This window comes from Streptomyces sp. NPDC001231, assembly GCF_042896885.1.
Taxonomy (GTDB): Bacteria; Actinomycetota; Actinomycetes; order Streptomycetales; family Streptomycetaceae; genus Streptomyces.
In genome coordinates, this window is the sequence record NZ_JBIAXS010000018.1 from 86,035 (window position 1) to 101,173 (window position 15,139).

General features: G+C 70.3%; 12 protein-coding genes and 2 pseudogenes. 10 read left to right on the forward strand and 4 right to left on the reverse strand.

Annotated elements, in window-relative coordinates; genetic code table 11:
• Positions 1–963 precede the first annotated feature (963 nt).
• The 5 genes from ACFY3J_RS22285 (at position 964) to ACFY3J_RS22305 (ending at position 5,169) form a co-directional block, all read left to right on the forward strand.
• Positions 964–1,881 carry an ABC transporter substrate-binding protein gene (locus ACFY3J_RS22285; protein WP_384177091.1) on the forward strand — a complete coding sequence of 306 codons (918 nt, stop codon included), beginning with the start codon at positions 964–966 and terminating at the stop codon, positions 1,879–1,881.
• A 1-nt stretch (position 1,882) separates the two neighbouring features.
• A complete protein-coding gene (locus ACFY3J_RS22290) occupies positions 1,883–2,824 on the forward strand; it encodes an amino acid ABC transporter permease (protein WP_384177089.1) in 942 nt (313 codons plus the stop codon).
• Positions 2,821–3,609 (forward strand): amino acid ABC transporter ATP-binding protein, encoded by a 789-nt coding sequence (locus tag ACFY3J_RS22295; RefSeq protein ID WP_384177087.1) that lies wholly within the window; start codon positions 2,821–2,823, stop codon positions 3,607–3,609. Before ACFY3J_RS22290 ends, ACFY3J_RS22295 begins: the two co-directional genes overlap by 4 nt.
• Before the next feature lie 85 nt (positions 3,610–3,694).
• Positions 3,695–4,195, forward strand: a complete 501-nt coding sequence (locus ACFY3J_RS22300) for a hypothetical protein (protein ID WP_384177085.1) — start codon at positions 3,695–3,697, stop codon at positions 4,193–4,195.
• Entirely contained in the window at positions 4,195–5,169 is a 975-nt protein-coding gene (locus tag ACFY3J_RS22305; protein ID WP_384177082.1) for a PDR/VanB family oxidoreductase, read from the forward strand. The genes ACFY3J_RS22300 and ACFY3J_RS22305 overlap by 1 nt, the downstream gene beginning before the upstream one ends.
• A 54-nt stretch (positions 5,170–5,223) precedes the next feature.
• Here ACFY3J_RS22305 and ACFY3J_RS22310 read toward each other — a convergent pair whose 3' ends face one another.
• Complete coding sequence (locus tag ACFY3J_RS22310; protein WP_390841564.1) at positions 5,224–5,874, reverse strand: CatB-related O-acetyltransferase; 651 nt, start codon at positions 5,872–5,874, stop codon at positions 5,224–5,226.
• A gap of 344 nt (positions 5,875–6,218) precedes the next feature.
• Between ACFY3J_RS22310 and ACFY3J_RS22315 the strand changes: the two genes are divergently transcribed.
• Positions 6,219–6,359 (forward strand): hypothetical protein, encoded by a 141-nt coding sequence (locus ACFY3J_RS22315; RefSeq protein WP_384177080.1) that lies wholly within the window; start codon positions 6,219–6,221, stop codon positions 6,357–6,359.
• A 503-nt stretch (positions 6,360–6,862) separates the two neighbouring features.
• On the opposite strand, the gene ACFY3J_RS22320 is transcribed toward ACFY3J_RS22315, so the two are convergent.
• Positions 6,863–8,383 carry a catalase gene (locus tag ACFY3J_RS22320; protein ID WP_384177078.1) on the reverse strand — a complete coding sequence of 507 codons (1,521 nt, stop codon included), beginning with the start codon at positions 8,381–8,383 and terminating at the stop codon, positions 6,863–6,865.
• Positions 8,384–8,609: 226 nt separating this feature from the next.
• Here ACFY3J_RS22320 and ACFY3J_RS22325 point away from each other — a divergent pair, with 226 nt between their 5' ends.
• Positions 8,610–9,047: a cytidine deaminase gene (locus ACFY3J_RS22325; RefSeq protein WP_390841565.1), complete on the forward strand. Its 438-nt coding sequence runs from the start codon at positions 8,610–8,612 to the stop codon at positions 9,045–9,047.
• A 61-nt stretch (positions 9,048–9,108) separates the two neighbouring features.
• Here ACFY3J_RS22325 and ACFY3J_RS22330 read toward each other — a convergent pair.
• A pseudogene (locus ACFY3J_RS22330) lies at positions 9,109–9,570 on the reverse strand (rhomboid family intramembrane serine protease); the annotation flags it as partial.
• A gap of 297 nt (positions 9,571–9,867) precedes the next feature.
• Between ACFY3J_RS22330 and ACFY3J_RS22335 the strand changes: the two are divergent.
• The 3 genes and pseudogenes from ACFY3J_RS22335 to ACFY3J_RS22345 form a co-directional block, all read left to right on the forward strand.
• A pseudogene (locus ACFY3J_RS22335) lies at positions 9,868–10,255 on the forward strand (ISAzo13 family transposase); the annotation flags it as partial.
• 628 nt (positions 10,256–10,883) lie between these two features.
• The gene (locus ACFY3J_RS22340) at positions 10,884–11,918 is read left to right on the forward strand and encodes a permease (protein ID WP_390841566.1); all 1,035 of its coding nucleotides are present in this window, start codon (positions 10,884–10,886) and stop codon (positions 11,916–11,918) included.
• The gene (locus ACFY3J_RS22345) at positions 11,915–12,664 is read left to right on the forward strand and encodes a TIGR03943 family putative permease subunit (RefSeq protein ID WP_390841567.1); all 750 of its coding nucleotides are present in this window, start codon (positions 11,915–11,917) and stop codon (positions 12,662–12,664) included. Before ACFY3J_RS22340 ends, ACFY3J_RS22345 begins: the two co-directional genes overlap by 4 nt.
• A gap of 288 nt (positions 12,665–12,952) precedes the next feature.
• Here ACFY3J_RS22345 and ACFY3J_RS22350 read toward each other — a convergent pair whose 3' ends face one another.
• A complete protein-coding gene (locus tag ACFY3J_RS22350) occupies positions 12,953–15,139 on the reverse strand; it encodes a heavy metal translocating P-type ATPase (RefSeq protein ID WP_390841568.1) in 2,187 nt (728 codons plus the stop codon).

Sequence of the window (15,139 nt, forward strand, 5' to 3'; positions counted from 1 at the left end):
GCCACCCGCCGACCCGTCACGGCACACCGACTCCGACCACCCGCCGGCTGCCACGGCGCCGCCGGTCCTACCACCCGCTGGACCGCCCGGTGCTCCGTCGATCCCAACAACGCCCGTTGGCGCAGTGCTGGTTCGGCCACCCGTCGACCGTTCGGCGTATGGCCGGCTCGGCCACCCGCCGACCCGTCACGGCACACCGACTCCGACCACCCGCCGGCTGCCACGGCGCCGCCGGTCCTACCACCCGCTGGACCGCCCGGTGCTCCGCCGAAACCACCAACTCTCCCTGGCATAGAGCCGGTTAGGCCATCCGCCGACCATCCGGCATACCGTCGCCCGTCGCCCGTCGCCCGTCGCCCGTCGCCCGTCGCCCGTCGCCCGTCGCCCGTCGCCCGTCGCCCGTCGCCCGTCCGCCGTCCGCCGTCCGGTGTTCCGCCGGCCCTGTTGCCGCCTGTCCGCCATGGTGCCGCCGGCCCTGCCACCTGGTGAGCCGTCCGGGGTACACCGATCCTGCCCATCCACCGACCGCCCGGCGTACCGCTGGTCCGGTTACCCGCCGGCCCTCATGGTGTCGGCGGTCCCGCCACCCACCGACCGTCCGGCGTCCCCCGCCATCCGTGGAAAGCCCGGCCTGCCGCCGGCCCAGTTACCCCTGTCCGTCGTGGTGCTGCCGGTCCCGCCACCCGCTGGACCGTCCGGTTCACCGCCAGTCCTGCCACCCACCGCCCGCCAGGCGTACCGATCGGGCCACCCGGCGCCCGGCGCCCGGCGTTCCGCCAGTCCTGCCACCCGCCGACCGTCGCGGTGCCGCCGGTCCCGTCGCCCGCCGACCGTCCGGAGCACCGGCGCTCCGGGCACCGGCTGATCGCACGGGGCCGCCCTTCAGCCCCGCCCCTCGGCCCCGTCCCTCAGCCCCCGTCGACGTACCACCCGCTCCTGCCCTCCCTCAAGAAGGACGATCCCGTGCGCCATCCGATACGTCTTCCCCTCCTCGCTGCAGTCGTCGCGCTGGCTCTTGCCGGCTGTACCAACGCATCGGCCGAAGGCGGTTCCGCCGGTCCGGGGCCGTCCGCGGCGGCGTCCGGCGGTGGTGCCGGCACGGCGGTGGTGGACGCCGCGGCCGCGGCGCTGCTCCCCGCCGACGTCAAGTCCAAGGGCGTGCTCGCGGTGGCGAGCGACGCGTCCTACCGGCCGTTCGAGTACTTCGACACCGACAACAAGACGATGATCGGCTTCGACATCGACATGACCGACGCCCTCGGCGCCAGGCTGGGCCTGAAGGTCACGCACGTCAACGCCGGATTCGACGGCATCCTGCCCGGCCTCGCCGCCCGCAAGTTCGACATCGGCGCCTCCGCCTTCTCCAGCACCCCCGAGCGGGCGAAGACCGTCGACTTCGTGCCCTACCTGAACGGCGGCTCCGGCATCGCGGTCAAGGCGGGCAACCCGCTGGGCCTCAAGATGGAACCGATGTCGCTGTGCGGGCACACCGTCTCGGCCCAGAAGGGCAGCCTCCAGGGACTCAACCAGCTGCCCGCGATCTCCCAGCAGTGCACCGGCGCGGGCAAGGCCCCGGTGAAGGCCGAGCTCTTCCCCTCCCAGGACGGCGCCAACCTCGCCGTCGTCAGCGGCCGGGTCGACGCGGTGATGGCCGACTCGGTCTCCCTCGCGCTCCAGGCCAAGGCGTCCAACGGCAAGTTCGAACTCGCACCCGGCACCGACTACGAGCCGTCGCCCATCGGCATCGCGCTGCCCAAGGGCTCCGCGCTCAAGCCGGCCCTGGACGCGGCCATGAAGGCCCTCCTGTCCGACGGCACCATGGAGTCGCTCATGAAGAAGTGGGACATTCCCGCCGGCCTGCACCTGAACTCCGGGAGCTGACATGGCCGCCCTGCCCACCCCGCTCGCCCGGGAGACCGAGGCGAAGACACCGGACGCCGAGCCGACCGTCGTCCCCAAACGGCACCCGGCCCGCTGGCTGACGGCGGCCGCGCTGCTGCTGATCGGCGCGGCGACGCTGCGGTCGGTGTTCACCAACCCCCGCTTCGGCTGGGACGTCGTCAACACCTACCTCCGGGACGTGTCCATCGGCCGCGGACTGGCCGTCACACTGGAACTCACCGCGATCTGCATGGTCCTCGGCGTCGCACTGGGCATCGTCCTGGCGGTGATGCGCCTGTCGGTCAACCCCGTCGTGCGGTCCGCGGCGTTCCTGTACGTGTCGTTCTTCCGCGGTACGCCCGTGCTGGTGCAACTGCTGTTCTGGTACAACCTGGCGGCGCTCTACCCCACGCTGACCTTCGGCATTCCGGGCCTGTCCCTGGACGCCAACCGGCTGATCACCCCGCTGGTCGCGGCCATCCTCGGCCTCGGCCTGAACGAGGCCGCCTACATGTCGGAGATCGTCCGGGCCGGCATCCTGTCCGTCGACCACGGCCAGGCGGAGGCCGCCGGAGCGCTGGGCCTGACCCGGATGCAGACCATGCGCCGGGTGGTCCTGCCGCAGGCCATGCGGGTGATCATCCCGCCGACCGGCAACGAGACCATCGGCATGCTCAAGACCACCGCCCTGGTGAGCGTGCTGGCCGTGCCCGACCTGCTCTACTCCGCGCAGATCCTGTACTCGCGCAACTTCCAGACCATCCCGCTGCTCATCGTCGCCAGCATCTGGTACATGGTCGTCACCAGCGTCCTCACCATCGGGCAGTTCTACGTCGAGCGCCGGTTCGCGCGCGGCAACCGCACGCTGCCGCCCACCCCGCTCCAGCGGCTGCGGCAGATGCTGAGCACCCACGCGCCGATCGCCACCGGGAGGCAGTCATGACCACCGGCAGTGCCACCACGGAACCGGCCCCGATGGTCCGGGCCGAGAAGGTCCGCAAACACTTCGGGCGGCTGGAGGTTCTCAAGGGAGTCGACCTGGAGGTCCGGCGGGGCGAGGTGGTCTGCCTCATCGGCCCGTCCGGCTCGGGCAAGAGCACCTTCCTGCGCTGCATCAACCATCTGGAGACCGTCGACGGCGGCCGGATGTGGGTGGACGGCGAGGTGATGGGCTACGAGCAGCGCGGGACCAGGCTGCACGAACTGGGCGACAAGGAGATCTGCCGCCGGCGCACCGGGATCGGCATGGTGTTCCAGCACTTCAACCTCTTCCCCCACATGACCGTGCTGGAGAACCTCGTCGAGGCGCCCCGGCGCGCGCTGAAGGAGCCCAAGGCGGTCGTCACCGAGCGGGCTCTGGACCTGCTCGACCAGGTGGGACTCAAGGACAAGGCCCAGGCCTACCCGCGCCACCTCTCCGGCGGGCAGCAGCAGCGCGTGGCCATCGCCAGGGCGCTGTGCATGCGGCCCAAGCTGATGCTGTTCGACGAACCGACCTCGGCCCTGGACCCCGAACTCGTCGGCGACGTGCTCAGGGTGATGCGGGACCTGGCCGCGTCCGGCATGACCATGATCGTGGTCACCCACGAGATGGGCTTCGCCCGCGAGGTCGCCGACCGGGTGGTCTTCTTCGACGGCGGCCAGGTCGTCGAGACCGGACCCGCCCGGCAGGTCATCACCGCACCCAAGCACGAACGGACCAAGGCCTTCCTGGCCGCCGTGCGATGAGCGCCCCCGGCGCCCACCCTTGAGAAACGCCCTCGAGTGAGAAACCCCCTCGAGTTCCCCGAGTGACGACGAAGGAGGACGACCGATGAGGCTCCTGCTCCGCGCCAACGCCCACCGGCAGGTGGACAGCGGCTGCCGGGAGGTCGCGGCCGCACCGGACACGCCCCGCCGTGAGCCCTGGCAGTGGCAGGTGCGGCTGCTCGCCGAAGGACACGGCCCCAGCACCGCCCCGCTGCCCGGAGCGTCGCGGATCACCGAAGCCCTGCCGGACGGGGCGCTGCTGGAGGTCGCGGCCGACCCCGCGGCGGTCCGTGCCCGTGTGGAGGTACTCGACCCCGGCGCCGGGACGACCGTGGACCGCGCCGAGGACGATGTGCTGGTCCTGGTCTCCACCGGGGGACGGCTGCTGGTGGAGGAACGGCACCTGCTGGCGGACGCGGACGCGATGGTGCTGGCGGGAGACGACCCCCTGCACGTGGACGTCCGGCACCCGGACGGCCCAGGCACCTCGGACGACTTGGACACCCGGGTCGCCGTGGTCCGCCTCGGCTCCGCCCGGGGCCGCACCCTGAGCTGGGTGCCCTGATGGCGGCGGCACCCGTCACGGACGGGGAACGGCGGCTGCGGCTGCGTGTGTCCGCCCTGGTCCGGGAGGCCGAAGGAGTGGTCTCGGTGCACCTGCGGCGGCCCGACGGCGGCGACCTGCCGGCGTGGGAGCCGGGTGCGCACCTGGACCTGTGCCTGCCCGGCTCCCTCACCCGGCAGTACTCGCTCAACGGATCGCCCGCGGACCGGTCCGTCTGGCGGGTCTCCGTGCTCAGGGAACCGGCGTCCCGCGGCGGCTCCCGGGCGGTGCACGAGACCCTGCGCCCCGGTCAGGAGGTCGAGGTGGCCGGGCCGCGCAACCGGTTCCCGCTGGTCGACGTCCCCGAGTACCTGTTCGTGGCGGGAGGCATCGGGATCACCCCGCTGCTGCCGATGCTGGAGCGGGCCGACGCCGCCGGCGCCCGCTGGACGCTGCTGTACGGCGGGCGGACGCGAGAGAGCATGGCGTTCCTGCCGCGGTTGGCCCGCTACGGCGACCGGGTGCTGGTGCGCCCGCAGGACGAGTACGGCCTGCTCGACCTGGAGCCCTTCCTGGGCGTGCCGAGGGAGGGGACGGCGGTCTACTGCTGCGGCCCCGAGCCGTTGCTCGCCGCCGTCGAGCGGTTCTGCGCCCCGTGGCCTCCCGGCGCCCTGCACACCGAGCGGTTCGCCGCGGCGCCCCGGGAGCCCGGCGCCGCGGACGCCGACGGGGAGTTCGAGGTGGTGCTCCAGCGTTCTGGCCGCAGCGTCACCGTGCCCGCCGGCATGACGGTCCTCCAGGCGCTGGAGGACCAGGGGATCGACGCCCCGAACTCCTGCCGGGAGGGCATCTGCGGCACCTGTGAGACCAAGGTCGTCGAGGGCGTGCCCGACCACCGGGACAGCCTCCTGTCGCAGGAGGAGCGCGCCGCCAACGACACCATGATGATCTGCGTCGGCCGCGCCCGCTGTCCCCGGCTGGTGCTGGACCTCTGACCGTCCGGGCCCGCGCCGGGGCACGGTCCTCGGCGCGGTCCGGCCGTGCACGCGTCACGTGTGCGGGGTGTCCGGGGCGGCGGCTTCGAGATCGGCGACGCTGCCCGACATGATCGTCCGCACATGCTCGGTGATGTGCTCCGCGGGCCAGTCCCACCAGGCCACCGCCAGCAGCCGGGCGATGTCCCGGTCGTCGTAGCGCGTGCGGATGAGGCGGGCCGGGTTGCCCCCGACGATGCCGTAGTCGGGTACGTCGGAGGTGACCACGGCGCCGGTGGCGATGATCGCGCCGTGTCCGATCCGTACGCCGGGCATCACCGTCGTTCCATGGCCGAACCAGACGTCGTTGCCGACGACGGTGTCTCCTCGGTTCGGCAGGTCGGTGAGCAGGTCGAAGTGCTCGGACCACGAACCTCCCATGGTGGGGAAGGGGAAGGTCGAGGGGCCGTCCATGCGGTGGTTGGCGCCGTTCATGATGAACCGCACTCCCGTGCCCAGCGCGCAGAACCTGCCGATGATCAGCTTCTCGGGGCCGTAGTGGTGGAGCACGTTGCGGGTCTCGAACGCGGTCGGGTCGTCCGGGTCGTCGTAGTAGGAGTACTCCCCGACCTCGATCAGCGGGGACTTCACCAGTGGCCGGAGCAGTACCACCCGCGGTTGCCCGGGCATCGGGTGGAGGACCGTCGGGTCGGCAGGGACAGGCATGGCGGGCGGTTCCTCATCGGTTGCGTGCCGGTGTCCCGGTCCATGATCGCCGCGCAGCTTCGTCCAGGACACCGATTTACCGAAGTGCGGCTGGTGAACGCGCCCGTAGCCGCGCCTCCGATTCCTCGTGTTCGCTTTCCGGCCATCCTGAGGATTCCTGGAATCAACCCGGGATTCTCATGAGCCCATCATGTGCCACTGGTTGCGTGTGCGGGGTCGGTCGGTCCGCAACGTATGAGCAAGGAGGCGCATGGTGTTCCTGTCGAAGGCAACCGCGGCGCGCGACGGCCGGGCCGATCAGGTCCGGCCCGGCGAGGGCGCGGAACGGGCGAACGACGAACCACATGCCCCGCGGGGCGGCCGGCGGCGGTCAGGGCGGCGATCCGGGCCAGGGCATGCCCGGCGGCAAGGGCGGGCAGGGCGGCTTCATGGAGCATGTCCTGAAGACCAGGTTCCTGGAGGCCGACGCGTTCGACGGCGTCTAGCAAGAAGGCCTACCGAGCGCTGTACCAGAAGTTCTACCAGTCGGGTACGGCGACCGAGGACCTCCAGTCCGTCACGGATGACTCGCTGGGCCGACCGCACGTCCAAGGCGCCACCCCAGCAGGGAACTTGCCCTTGGCGGCGACCGCGGTCATCTGTCACGATCAAGCGTGGTCAACCCTTCAACGGTCACCAGATGGACGGACCGCCTCCACGAGCTGATGGGCCTGGCGGCAGGCGCAGTGTTGCTGGCGGTCGGACTCAGAACCCACCGCCACGGAGGATCCGTGGGCTGGGTCGTCGCGGGAGCAGCAGCGCTGATCCTGAGCGGCCTCTGGGTAGCCCGGCGCCGACGCGCTCGGCGTATGAACGCGACTCCACAACCGTGAAGATGCCCGGACCGCATCGCGACCTACCAAACTGTGCCGGCGGCGTCGAGGTCGTCCAGCAGGATCAGCGCCGGCCAGGTCACTGGCCGGCGACCACGATCAACATCGGACCAACGTCATGCCTTGTGCTGCATGCTGCGTCGTGCGGGGCTTCCCTGCTCGGCGGCCTTGGGATCCTTCTCGTCGGCCTTGGAGCGCACGCCGTCGGCAATGCGCTTGCCGATCGTCTCGTCGATGTTCGACCAGTACGTGAAGGCGCGCTCCAGGACCGGTTCGCTGACGCCGTCGAGGAGGTGCCCGACGACGTTGTCGACCAGACGGTCCCGGGCGGCGTCGTCCAGGACCTGCCGGACCAGGGTGCCGGGCTGCCCCCAGTCGTCGTCCTCGGCGTGGGAGACGTATGCGGCACGGATGATCTCGCCGTCGGCCGCCCAGCTGGGCGGCGGGCCGAAGCGGGCGGGGTCGGCGGCGGGACCGCCCTTGGAGTTCGGGGCGTACACCGGATCCGTCGTCTTCCGGTACGCCATCGCCCCGTCCTTCGAGTAGGTGTGGACGTCGACGATGGGCGCGTTCACGGGAAGCTGCTGGTAGTTGGCGCCGATGCGGTGCCGGTGGGCGTCCGCGTAGGAGAACAGCCGGGCCAGCAGCATGCGGTCCGGACTCGGCCCGATCCCGGGGATGAAGTTGTTGGGCTGGAACGCCGCCTGCTCGATCTCCGCGTGGTTGTCGGTCGGATTGCGGTCCAGGGTCATCCGGCCGACCGGGATGAGCGGATAGTCACCGTGCGGCCACACTTTGGTGAGGTCGAACGGGTTGAAGCGGTAGTGCGCGGCCTCCGCGTACGGCATGACCTGCACGTACAGCGTCCAGCTGGGGAAGTCGCCGTCACGGATGTGCTCGAAGAGATCGCGCATGTGGTAGTCCGTGTCGACGGCGGCCATCTGGTCGCCCTCGTGCTGGGTGAAGAACTCGATCCCCTGGTCGGTCTTGAAGTGGTACTTCACCCAGAACCGCTCGCCCTTGGCGTTGATCCACATGTAGGTGTGGGAGGTGTAGCCGTTCATGTGGCGCCAGGTGCGGGGGATGCCGCGGTCTCCCATCAGCCAGGTCACCTGGTGCGCGGACTCCGGCGAGAGCGTCCAGAAGTCCCACTGCATGTCGTGGTCGCGCAGGTTGTTGTCCGCGCGGCGCTTCTGGGAGCGGATGAAGTGCTGGAACTTCATCGGGTCCTTCACGAAGAACACCGGCGTGTTGTTGCCGACCATGTCGTAGTTGCCCACGGTGGTGTAGAACTTCACCGCGAAGCCGCGAGGGTCACGCCAGGTGTCGGGGCTGCCCCGCTCGCCGGCGACCGTCGAGAAGCGAATGACCAGGTCGGTGCGGGTGCCCGGCTGGAACACGGCTGCCATGGTGTAGGCGCTGACGTCCTCGATCACCTCGAAGTGGCCGAAGGCGCCGCTCCCCTTGGCATGCGGCTGACGCTCGGGAATCCGCTCCCGGTTGAACTGGGCCATCTGCTCGATCAGGTAGGCGTCCTGCAGCAGGACCGGCCCGCCCGGGCCCAGGGTGAGAGAGTGCTCATCACTCTCCACGGGCGCGCCGGAGTCCGTCGTGGTGGCGGGGTGGAACTCCGTCATGGGTCTGCCCTTTCGCTGTGCCGGTCCTCCATGCCCTTCCATGCGCGTGACCATAAGAACCCGTACTAAACACCCCGAGCCACACGTTATGGATGACACCGTCGGATTCGGTACGGGCTCTCACGGAGGGTGAATCGTCATGAGGGCGGTGCGGACGTGGTCGGCGACACGTCCGCACCGTAAGGCCCGGGCCGACGTCGCCCGACCCTGCAAGGAGGAAGAGAAGATGACCACACAGACCGACCGTGTCGACCACGAACTGATCGGGGCAGCGGCGCACGTCGCGGCCACACGCTGCCGGGGCGACAACCACACCATGGCGGCCGCGGCCCGCGCCCAGGACGGCCGGATCGTCACCGCGGTGAACGCCTATCACTTCACCGGAGGCCCCTGCGCGGAGCTGGTCCTGATCGGCACCGCTGCCGCCCAGGGTGCCTATGACCTGGACACCATCGTCGCCGTGGGTGACCGCGACCGAGGTGTCGTGCCCCCATGTGGCCGCTGCCGCCAGGTCCTTCTCGACTACTTCCCAGCCCTCAAGGTCATCGTCGGGACGGACGATGGCCTCCGGATGGTGCCCGTCACCGACCTGCTTCCCGAAAGCTACATCTGGGCGGACCACCAGCTCGACGCTGAGGAGAGCGCACCACCCGGCACGAGCTGACGCCCCGGACGGTTACAGGGCAGACGTTGCCTGCCACGGCACCGGCTCCTGGCGTGTGGCACTACCAGGCCCGTCGCGTCTGCCGTCCGAAGAGGATGCGGGGCGGTTCGGGCGGTGGGGGAGTGCCCGGCTTGAGGGGCCAGGCGAGCAGCATGCCCACGATGAAACCGACCACGTGGGCCAGGTACGCCACGGTGCCCGCCTCGGCGACGGCCTGCCCGGAGGAGTAGAACGCCTGGAGTACGAACCAGAAGCCCAGCACCAGCCAGGCCGGCAGCCGCAGCGGCAGGAAGATCAGGAAGGGGACGAGCACCCAGACGCGTACCTTCGGGAAGAGCAGCAGGTAGGCGCCGAGGACGCCGGCGATGGCTCCCGAAGCGCCGATCAGCGGAGTGGTGGAGTGGGCGTTCATGAGAGCGAATCCGTATGCGGCCGCGTACCCGCAGACCAGGTAGAACAGCAGGAACCGCACATGGCCCATGCGGTCCTCGATGTTGTTGCCGAAGATCTGAAGGATGGACATCAGCGCAGGTCACAGGCGTGATTGCTGAGCCCTGGTCAGCAAGTGGCCAGCAAGCGGCGAGCGGGAGACTCCGCCTTGCCGACCGCGGGGCGCGTCAGCGGGATCAGGTCCGCTGGTTCGCTCGTCCTCCGGAAGGTGTCGCTCCTTGGTTCGCCGGCTCGCCCGCGGCATGGGCTCCTTCTTCAAACCCTGTGACTGCTCCAAGCCCAGCCGTTGCCCGCACTCCTGCACCATCCAGGGACCTGCCGATTAATAACTCCTCGGTTTCGCTGGCCAGTTGGGTCAGACGGCACGGGAGTGACGGAGGAGACCGAGACGGCTCTCGCGGATGCGTTCGCCAGGCTGTTGCCGCACCTCGACGAGCGGCAGAGGCGCCTGGTGGCCGGGGCAGCGGCCCGCGTTGTCGGGCACGGCGGGATCCGCACGGTGGCCCGCGCGGCGCGGATGGCGGAGTCCACCGTTGGCCGGGGTGTGCGTGAACTCGGTGTCGGCCCGGCCCGGCCCGGCGGGCCGGGCCCGCACCGTGGGCGCGGGGCGAGAGAGGCTGCGGGATTCGGATCCGGGCCTGGTCCCGGCGTTGCTGGCGTTGGTCGAGCCCGAGCAGCGCGGTGATCCGGAGTCCCCGCTGCGCTGGACGGCCCAGATCCGGGCCCTGACCTCCCTGCTCGGCTCACCCGCAGGCGCCGTCAGCGACGTCCTGCACGAGATGACCCCCATCCTGGAAGCCCTCGACCGCCGTCCCCGCCCGGCACCGATCACCGCACCCACCGCAGCAGACCTCGCCAACCTCATCGGCAAGACCGACACCAAACCCTGAAGTTATTAATCGGCAGGTCCTTGGGCCCGCGCGAGGTCGACTTGGCCAACACTTTCCAGGAGTGCGTTTTGGCCGGAGCATCAAGGAACTGGACGACTTCAGCCTTCGCTATGGGTACGACATCAGGAAGTGGCCAGGGCTCCCTGTCCTCTGCAAAATACGGGACCTGCATACACTCGGTTCCTTTGTCCGCCGCGCTGACCTCGGTGATGAAGCTGCCGCAAATCAGCTGAATCATCGTGTTGCAACGCTCATGAACGAGGACAGCCAAGCCCGACGGAGCGCCGCCTCAGCCAGGGAGGGAAGGCACCTGGGAACCGTCGTTGCCGAGCTGCCGGAAGAAGGACCTGATCGACAACCTGAGTGAGACGGAACCGCCGAGCCTGCTCGCACCGACCATACGGCGGGGCTTGTCCTCACTGGGCTTGGCGCGTTCGGATTTCGTGTTCGCCGGCGCCCGTTATGTTGACCGGAACATCTGACAGGCGGAGCTGGCATGCAGAGAACAGAAGAACGGGCCGGGGAGGCCGAGGCCACCGACGCGGACAGAACGGCGGGGGACGATACCGCCCCTGGCTGGCCCCGGTTCTGGCCGCTCCTGTTGCTGGGGGCGGCCACCGTTCCCGGCGTGGTGCTCTACTTCGGGGGCCGATGGCTGGAAACGCCTGTGATGCAGGCGTGGCGGACCGTCTGTCTTGCCGTGACCGTTCAGGCGCTGCCCTTCCTTCTGCTGGGTACGGCCCTGTCCGGTGCCATCAACGCGTTCGTGCCGGCAAGGGTGTTCAGCCGTGTGCTGCCACGTCGGCCGGTGCTCGCCGTGCCGGTGGCCGGTGCGGCGGGAGTCGTGCTGCCGGGCTGCGAGTGCGCGTCGGTGCCGGTGGCGAACCGTCTGATCGGGCGGGGCGTCACGCCTGCGGCCGCGTTCGCGTTCCTGCTGTCGGCGCCCGCGATCAACCCGGTGGTGCTGACGGCCACCGCGGTGGCCTTCCCGGGGAACCCGGCCATGGTCGCCGCCCGGCTGCTGGCCTCGCTGGGCACGGCGTTGGTGATGGGCTGGCTGTGGCTGTGGCTGGGGCGGGCCGAGTGGCTGAGGCCGGTCGCGCGGCACCGTGGGCATCAGGCGGGTGGCAGTCGGTGGCAAGAGTTCCGGGTCGGCTTCCAGCACGACTTCCTGCATGCGGGCGGTTTCCTGGTGGTGGGTGCGATGGCGGCGGCCACGTTCAATGTGGCGGTGCCCCGTTCCGTGCTGGATGCGTTCTCCGGATCGCCCTGGCTGTCGGTGCTGTTCCTGGCCGGGCTGGCGATCGTGCTGGCGGTGTGTTCGGAGGCGGATGCGTTTGTGGCGGCCTCGCTGAGCGGGTTCTCGCCGGTCGCGCGGCTGACGTTCATGGTCGTCGGTCCGGTGGTCGACCTGAAGCTGATCGCCCTGCAGGCGGGTACCTTCGGCCGAGCCTTCGCGATCCGGTTCTCCGCCGCCACGGTGGTCGTGGCGGTTCTGTCCAGCGCGCTGATCGGAGGAGCACTGCTGTGAGACGCCCGCTCCAGACGACCCTGCTCGTCCTCAGCGGCATCGGCCTGCTGCGCGTGTCCCTGTTCACCGACCTGTACCTGCGGTATGTCACGGAGGGGATGCGCCCGCTGCTCATCGCCTCCGGCGCCCTGCTGATCCTGCTCGGCGTGGCGGACGCGGTGTCGTACGCGCGACGGCGCGAGGGCGACGAACACACGGACCACGGCGACAGCGGCCACGGGCACAGCCACTCCGGCGCACCTCGTGCCGCGTGGCTGCTGTTTCTCCCGGCGTTGAGCATGCTGTTCTATGCTCCGCCCGCTCTCGGCGCGTACACCGCCTCCCGTCAGCCGCCCAAGGTCATTACGCACGAGGGCGACTTCGACCCGCTGCCCACGACCTCGCCGCTTCCGATGACCCTTTCGGACTTCATCCGCCGCGTGCAGCAGGACCGCACGCGGGCCATCAAGGGGCGTACGGTCCAGTTGACTGGTTTCGTCACCTCCGACAAGCGGGGCGACAGCTGGTTTCTGAACCGGCTCGTCATCTCCTGCTGTGCGGCGGACGCCCAGTCCGTGAAGGTACGGATCCACCGCACCCCGGCCCCGCCGGCCAACACCTGGGTGACCGTCACGGGCACCTGGCACCCCGGCGGAACTCTGGGCACGAGCTCCGCACCCGCCGCGCTCGACGCCCGTTCCGTGGAGAAGATCGCCAAGCCGGCGAACGCGTACACCGATGCCCTGCCGCTCACCCCCACGAGATGAACCAGCGCCCTTCCGCCATACGAATCGACGTGGACCGTCATCAGCAGCGCCTCCATGCCACGGTGGACCAGGCAATGGACCATGCGGGCCGGGTCCACCTTGGACAGATCGCAGGCAACGCTTCCGCCGACGCCCTCTCCCGCCCCGGCCCGCAGCCGCTCCGCCAGCTGCCACTGTGTCCGCTGTCACCGTTTCCGTCGGCGGACCGGGCCGGTCCGCCGAGACCACCCGAGGGGTCCTGTCCTCGTCGCGCGGCGACTCGGCCGCACCCGTCAAAGCAGCACGGTGTCAGTGCACCCGACGGTCTTCCAACGGAGCCGCCTTCAACTCCCCGTCGGTCATCCGGGGAAGGTGCGGCGTGTGGTTGACCAGTCGGGCCGAGTTGCCGACTACCGCGATGCTGCTCATGTTGTGCAGCAGGGCCGCGAGAACGGGGTTCATGGAACCGCCGGTGCTGGCGAGGAGGCCGAGCAGATTGACTCCGATGGCGAGTCCGTAGTTCTGGCGGACGAGGCGCAGGGTGTGGCGGCTGAGTTCGACGACGGCGGCGACCTGGCGCAGGTCGTTGCCCGCGAGGGCGATGTCGGCGGTTTCCAGGGCGACGTGGGAGGAGTGTTCGCCCATGCTGATGCCGACGTCGGCCAGGGCGAGGGCCGGAGCGTCGTTGGTGCCGTCGCCTACCATGGCGACGGTGTGGCCCTCGCTCCGCAGGTCGCGGATCAGCTGGAGTTTGCCCTCCGGGAGGGCATGAGCGTGGACCTCGGTGATGCCGAGGGTGTCGGCGACGACCTGGGCGGTCTCGGGTGCGTCGCCGGTGAGCAGCACCAGTCGTGAGACGCCGAGGTCGCGCAGTTGCCGGATGACTGTTGCGGCCTCGGAGCGTACGGCGTCGGAGACCCCGAGCAGCCCGATCAGGTCGTCGTCCTGGGCCAGGCAGATGACGGTTTCGCCGCCTCGTCGGAGCTGTTCGGTCCAGTCCTGCGCCCCGTCGGTGAGTTCGACGCCGTGCCGGCGAAGCAGGGCGGGGCTGCCCACCAGCAGACGGGTGCCGTCGAGTTCGGCGCGCATACCCATGCCCAGGACGACCTCGCAGGCTTGATGGATGGGCACGTTCAGGTGCTGTTGCTCGGTGCGGGCGACGATCGCCTGGGCGAGCGGATGCCGGGCGTGCAGCTCTCCGGATGCGGCGAGGCTGAGCACCTGGTCGGCCGTGAACCGGTCGCTGAGGGTGACCACGCTGGTGACCAGGGGGCGGCCGAAGGTGAGCGTGCCCGTCTTGTCGAAGACGACGGCCGTGACGCGGCCGACGCCCTCCAGGTGGGTGCCGCCCTTGATGAGGGTGCCGCGGCGCGCTCCGTTGCCGATGGCGGCGCTGATGGCGGTGGGTGTGGCCAGGCCGGCGGCGCAGGGACAGGCGATCAGGAGCATGGTCATGGCGCGGCGGGCGTCGCGGGTGATGGCGTAGGTGAGTGCGGCCAGGGCGAAGGAGACGGGGACGAAGTGCCGGGTGAAGCGGGCCGCGACGGTCTGGATCGGCGCCCGGTCGGACTGGGCCTCTTCGACCCGGCTGATGATCCGGCCCACGGTGGTGTCCCGGCCGACCGAGGTGGCCCGGACGGTGAGCGATCCGGAGGTGACGATGGTTCCGGCGTAGACGTGGGTGCCTTCCCGGGCGTAGACGGGCAGGGCCTCACCGGTGATCGCGGCCTGGTCCACGAGGGCCTCGCCGGAGACGACATGTCCGTCGACCGGGATGCGGTGGTGTTCGTACACCGCGACGACGTCTTCCGGTGCGACGTCTTCGAGGGCCACCTCGGCCTCGACGCCGTCTTCCCGTACGAGCCAGACGCGCTCCTCACCGATGGTGAGCAACTCCTCGATGGCGCGCCGAGTGCGGCGCAGGGTCAGGGTCTGCAGGAACTCGCCGATGTTGAGCAGCCACAGGACGGTGAGGGCCACCACGTTCTCCCGCAGGAGCAGGGAGATGACGGTTGCCGCGGTGACCAGGGCGTCCGTGCCCGGATGGCTGCGGCCGCGCAGAGAGCGCAGGGCTCCCCGGAAGAAGGGCAGTCCGGTGAAGACGGTGACCACGCCGAGGAAGCCGGACGAACCGAGCGTGATCCTCGGCCGGCCCAGCAGGCGTCGCAGCGCCACGAAGGCGAGGACCGCGCCACCGACGACCAGCCGGACCACCTCACCGGTGGACGAGTCGGGCATGGACCGGGTGGGCTTCGCCGGCGCGGTCGCGGGTGGAGCCTCTTCGAGCGCCGCGACGAGCCGCTCGACGTCGATGAGGTCCGGCGCCATCCAGACCACGACGCTCCCGGTACGCGGGAAGATCCGCAGTGCCCTGAACCCGCTGATGCCCATCAGCCGCTCGTCGACCAGTCCCGCGCTGCCGGGGCGGGCACGCACCCATGGAACGACCAGCCGGACCCGGCCCGCGGCGACGGAGCGTACGACCACGCCGGACAT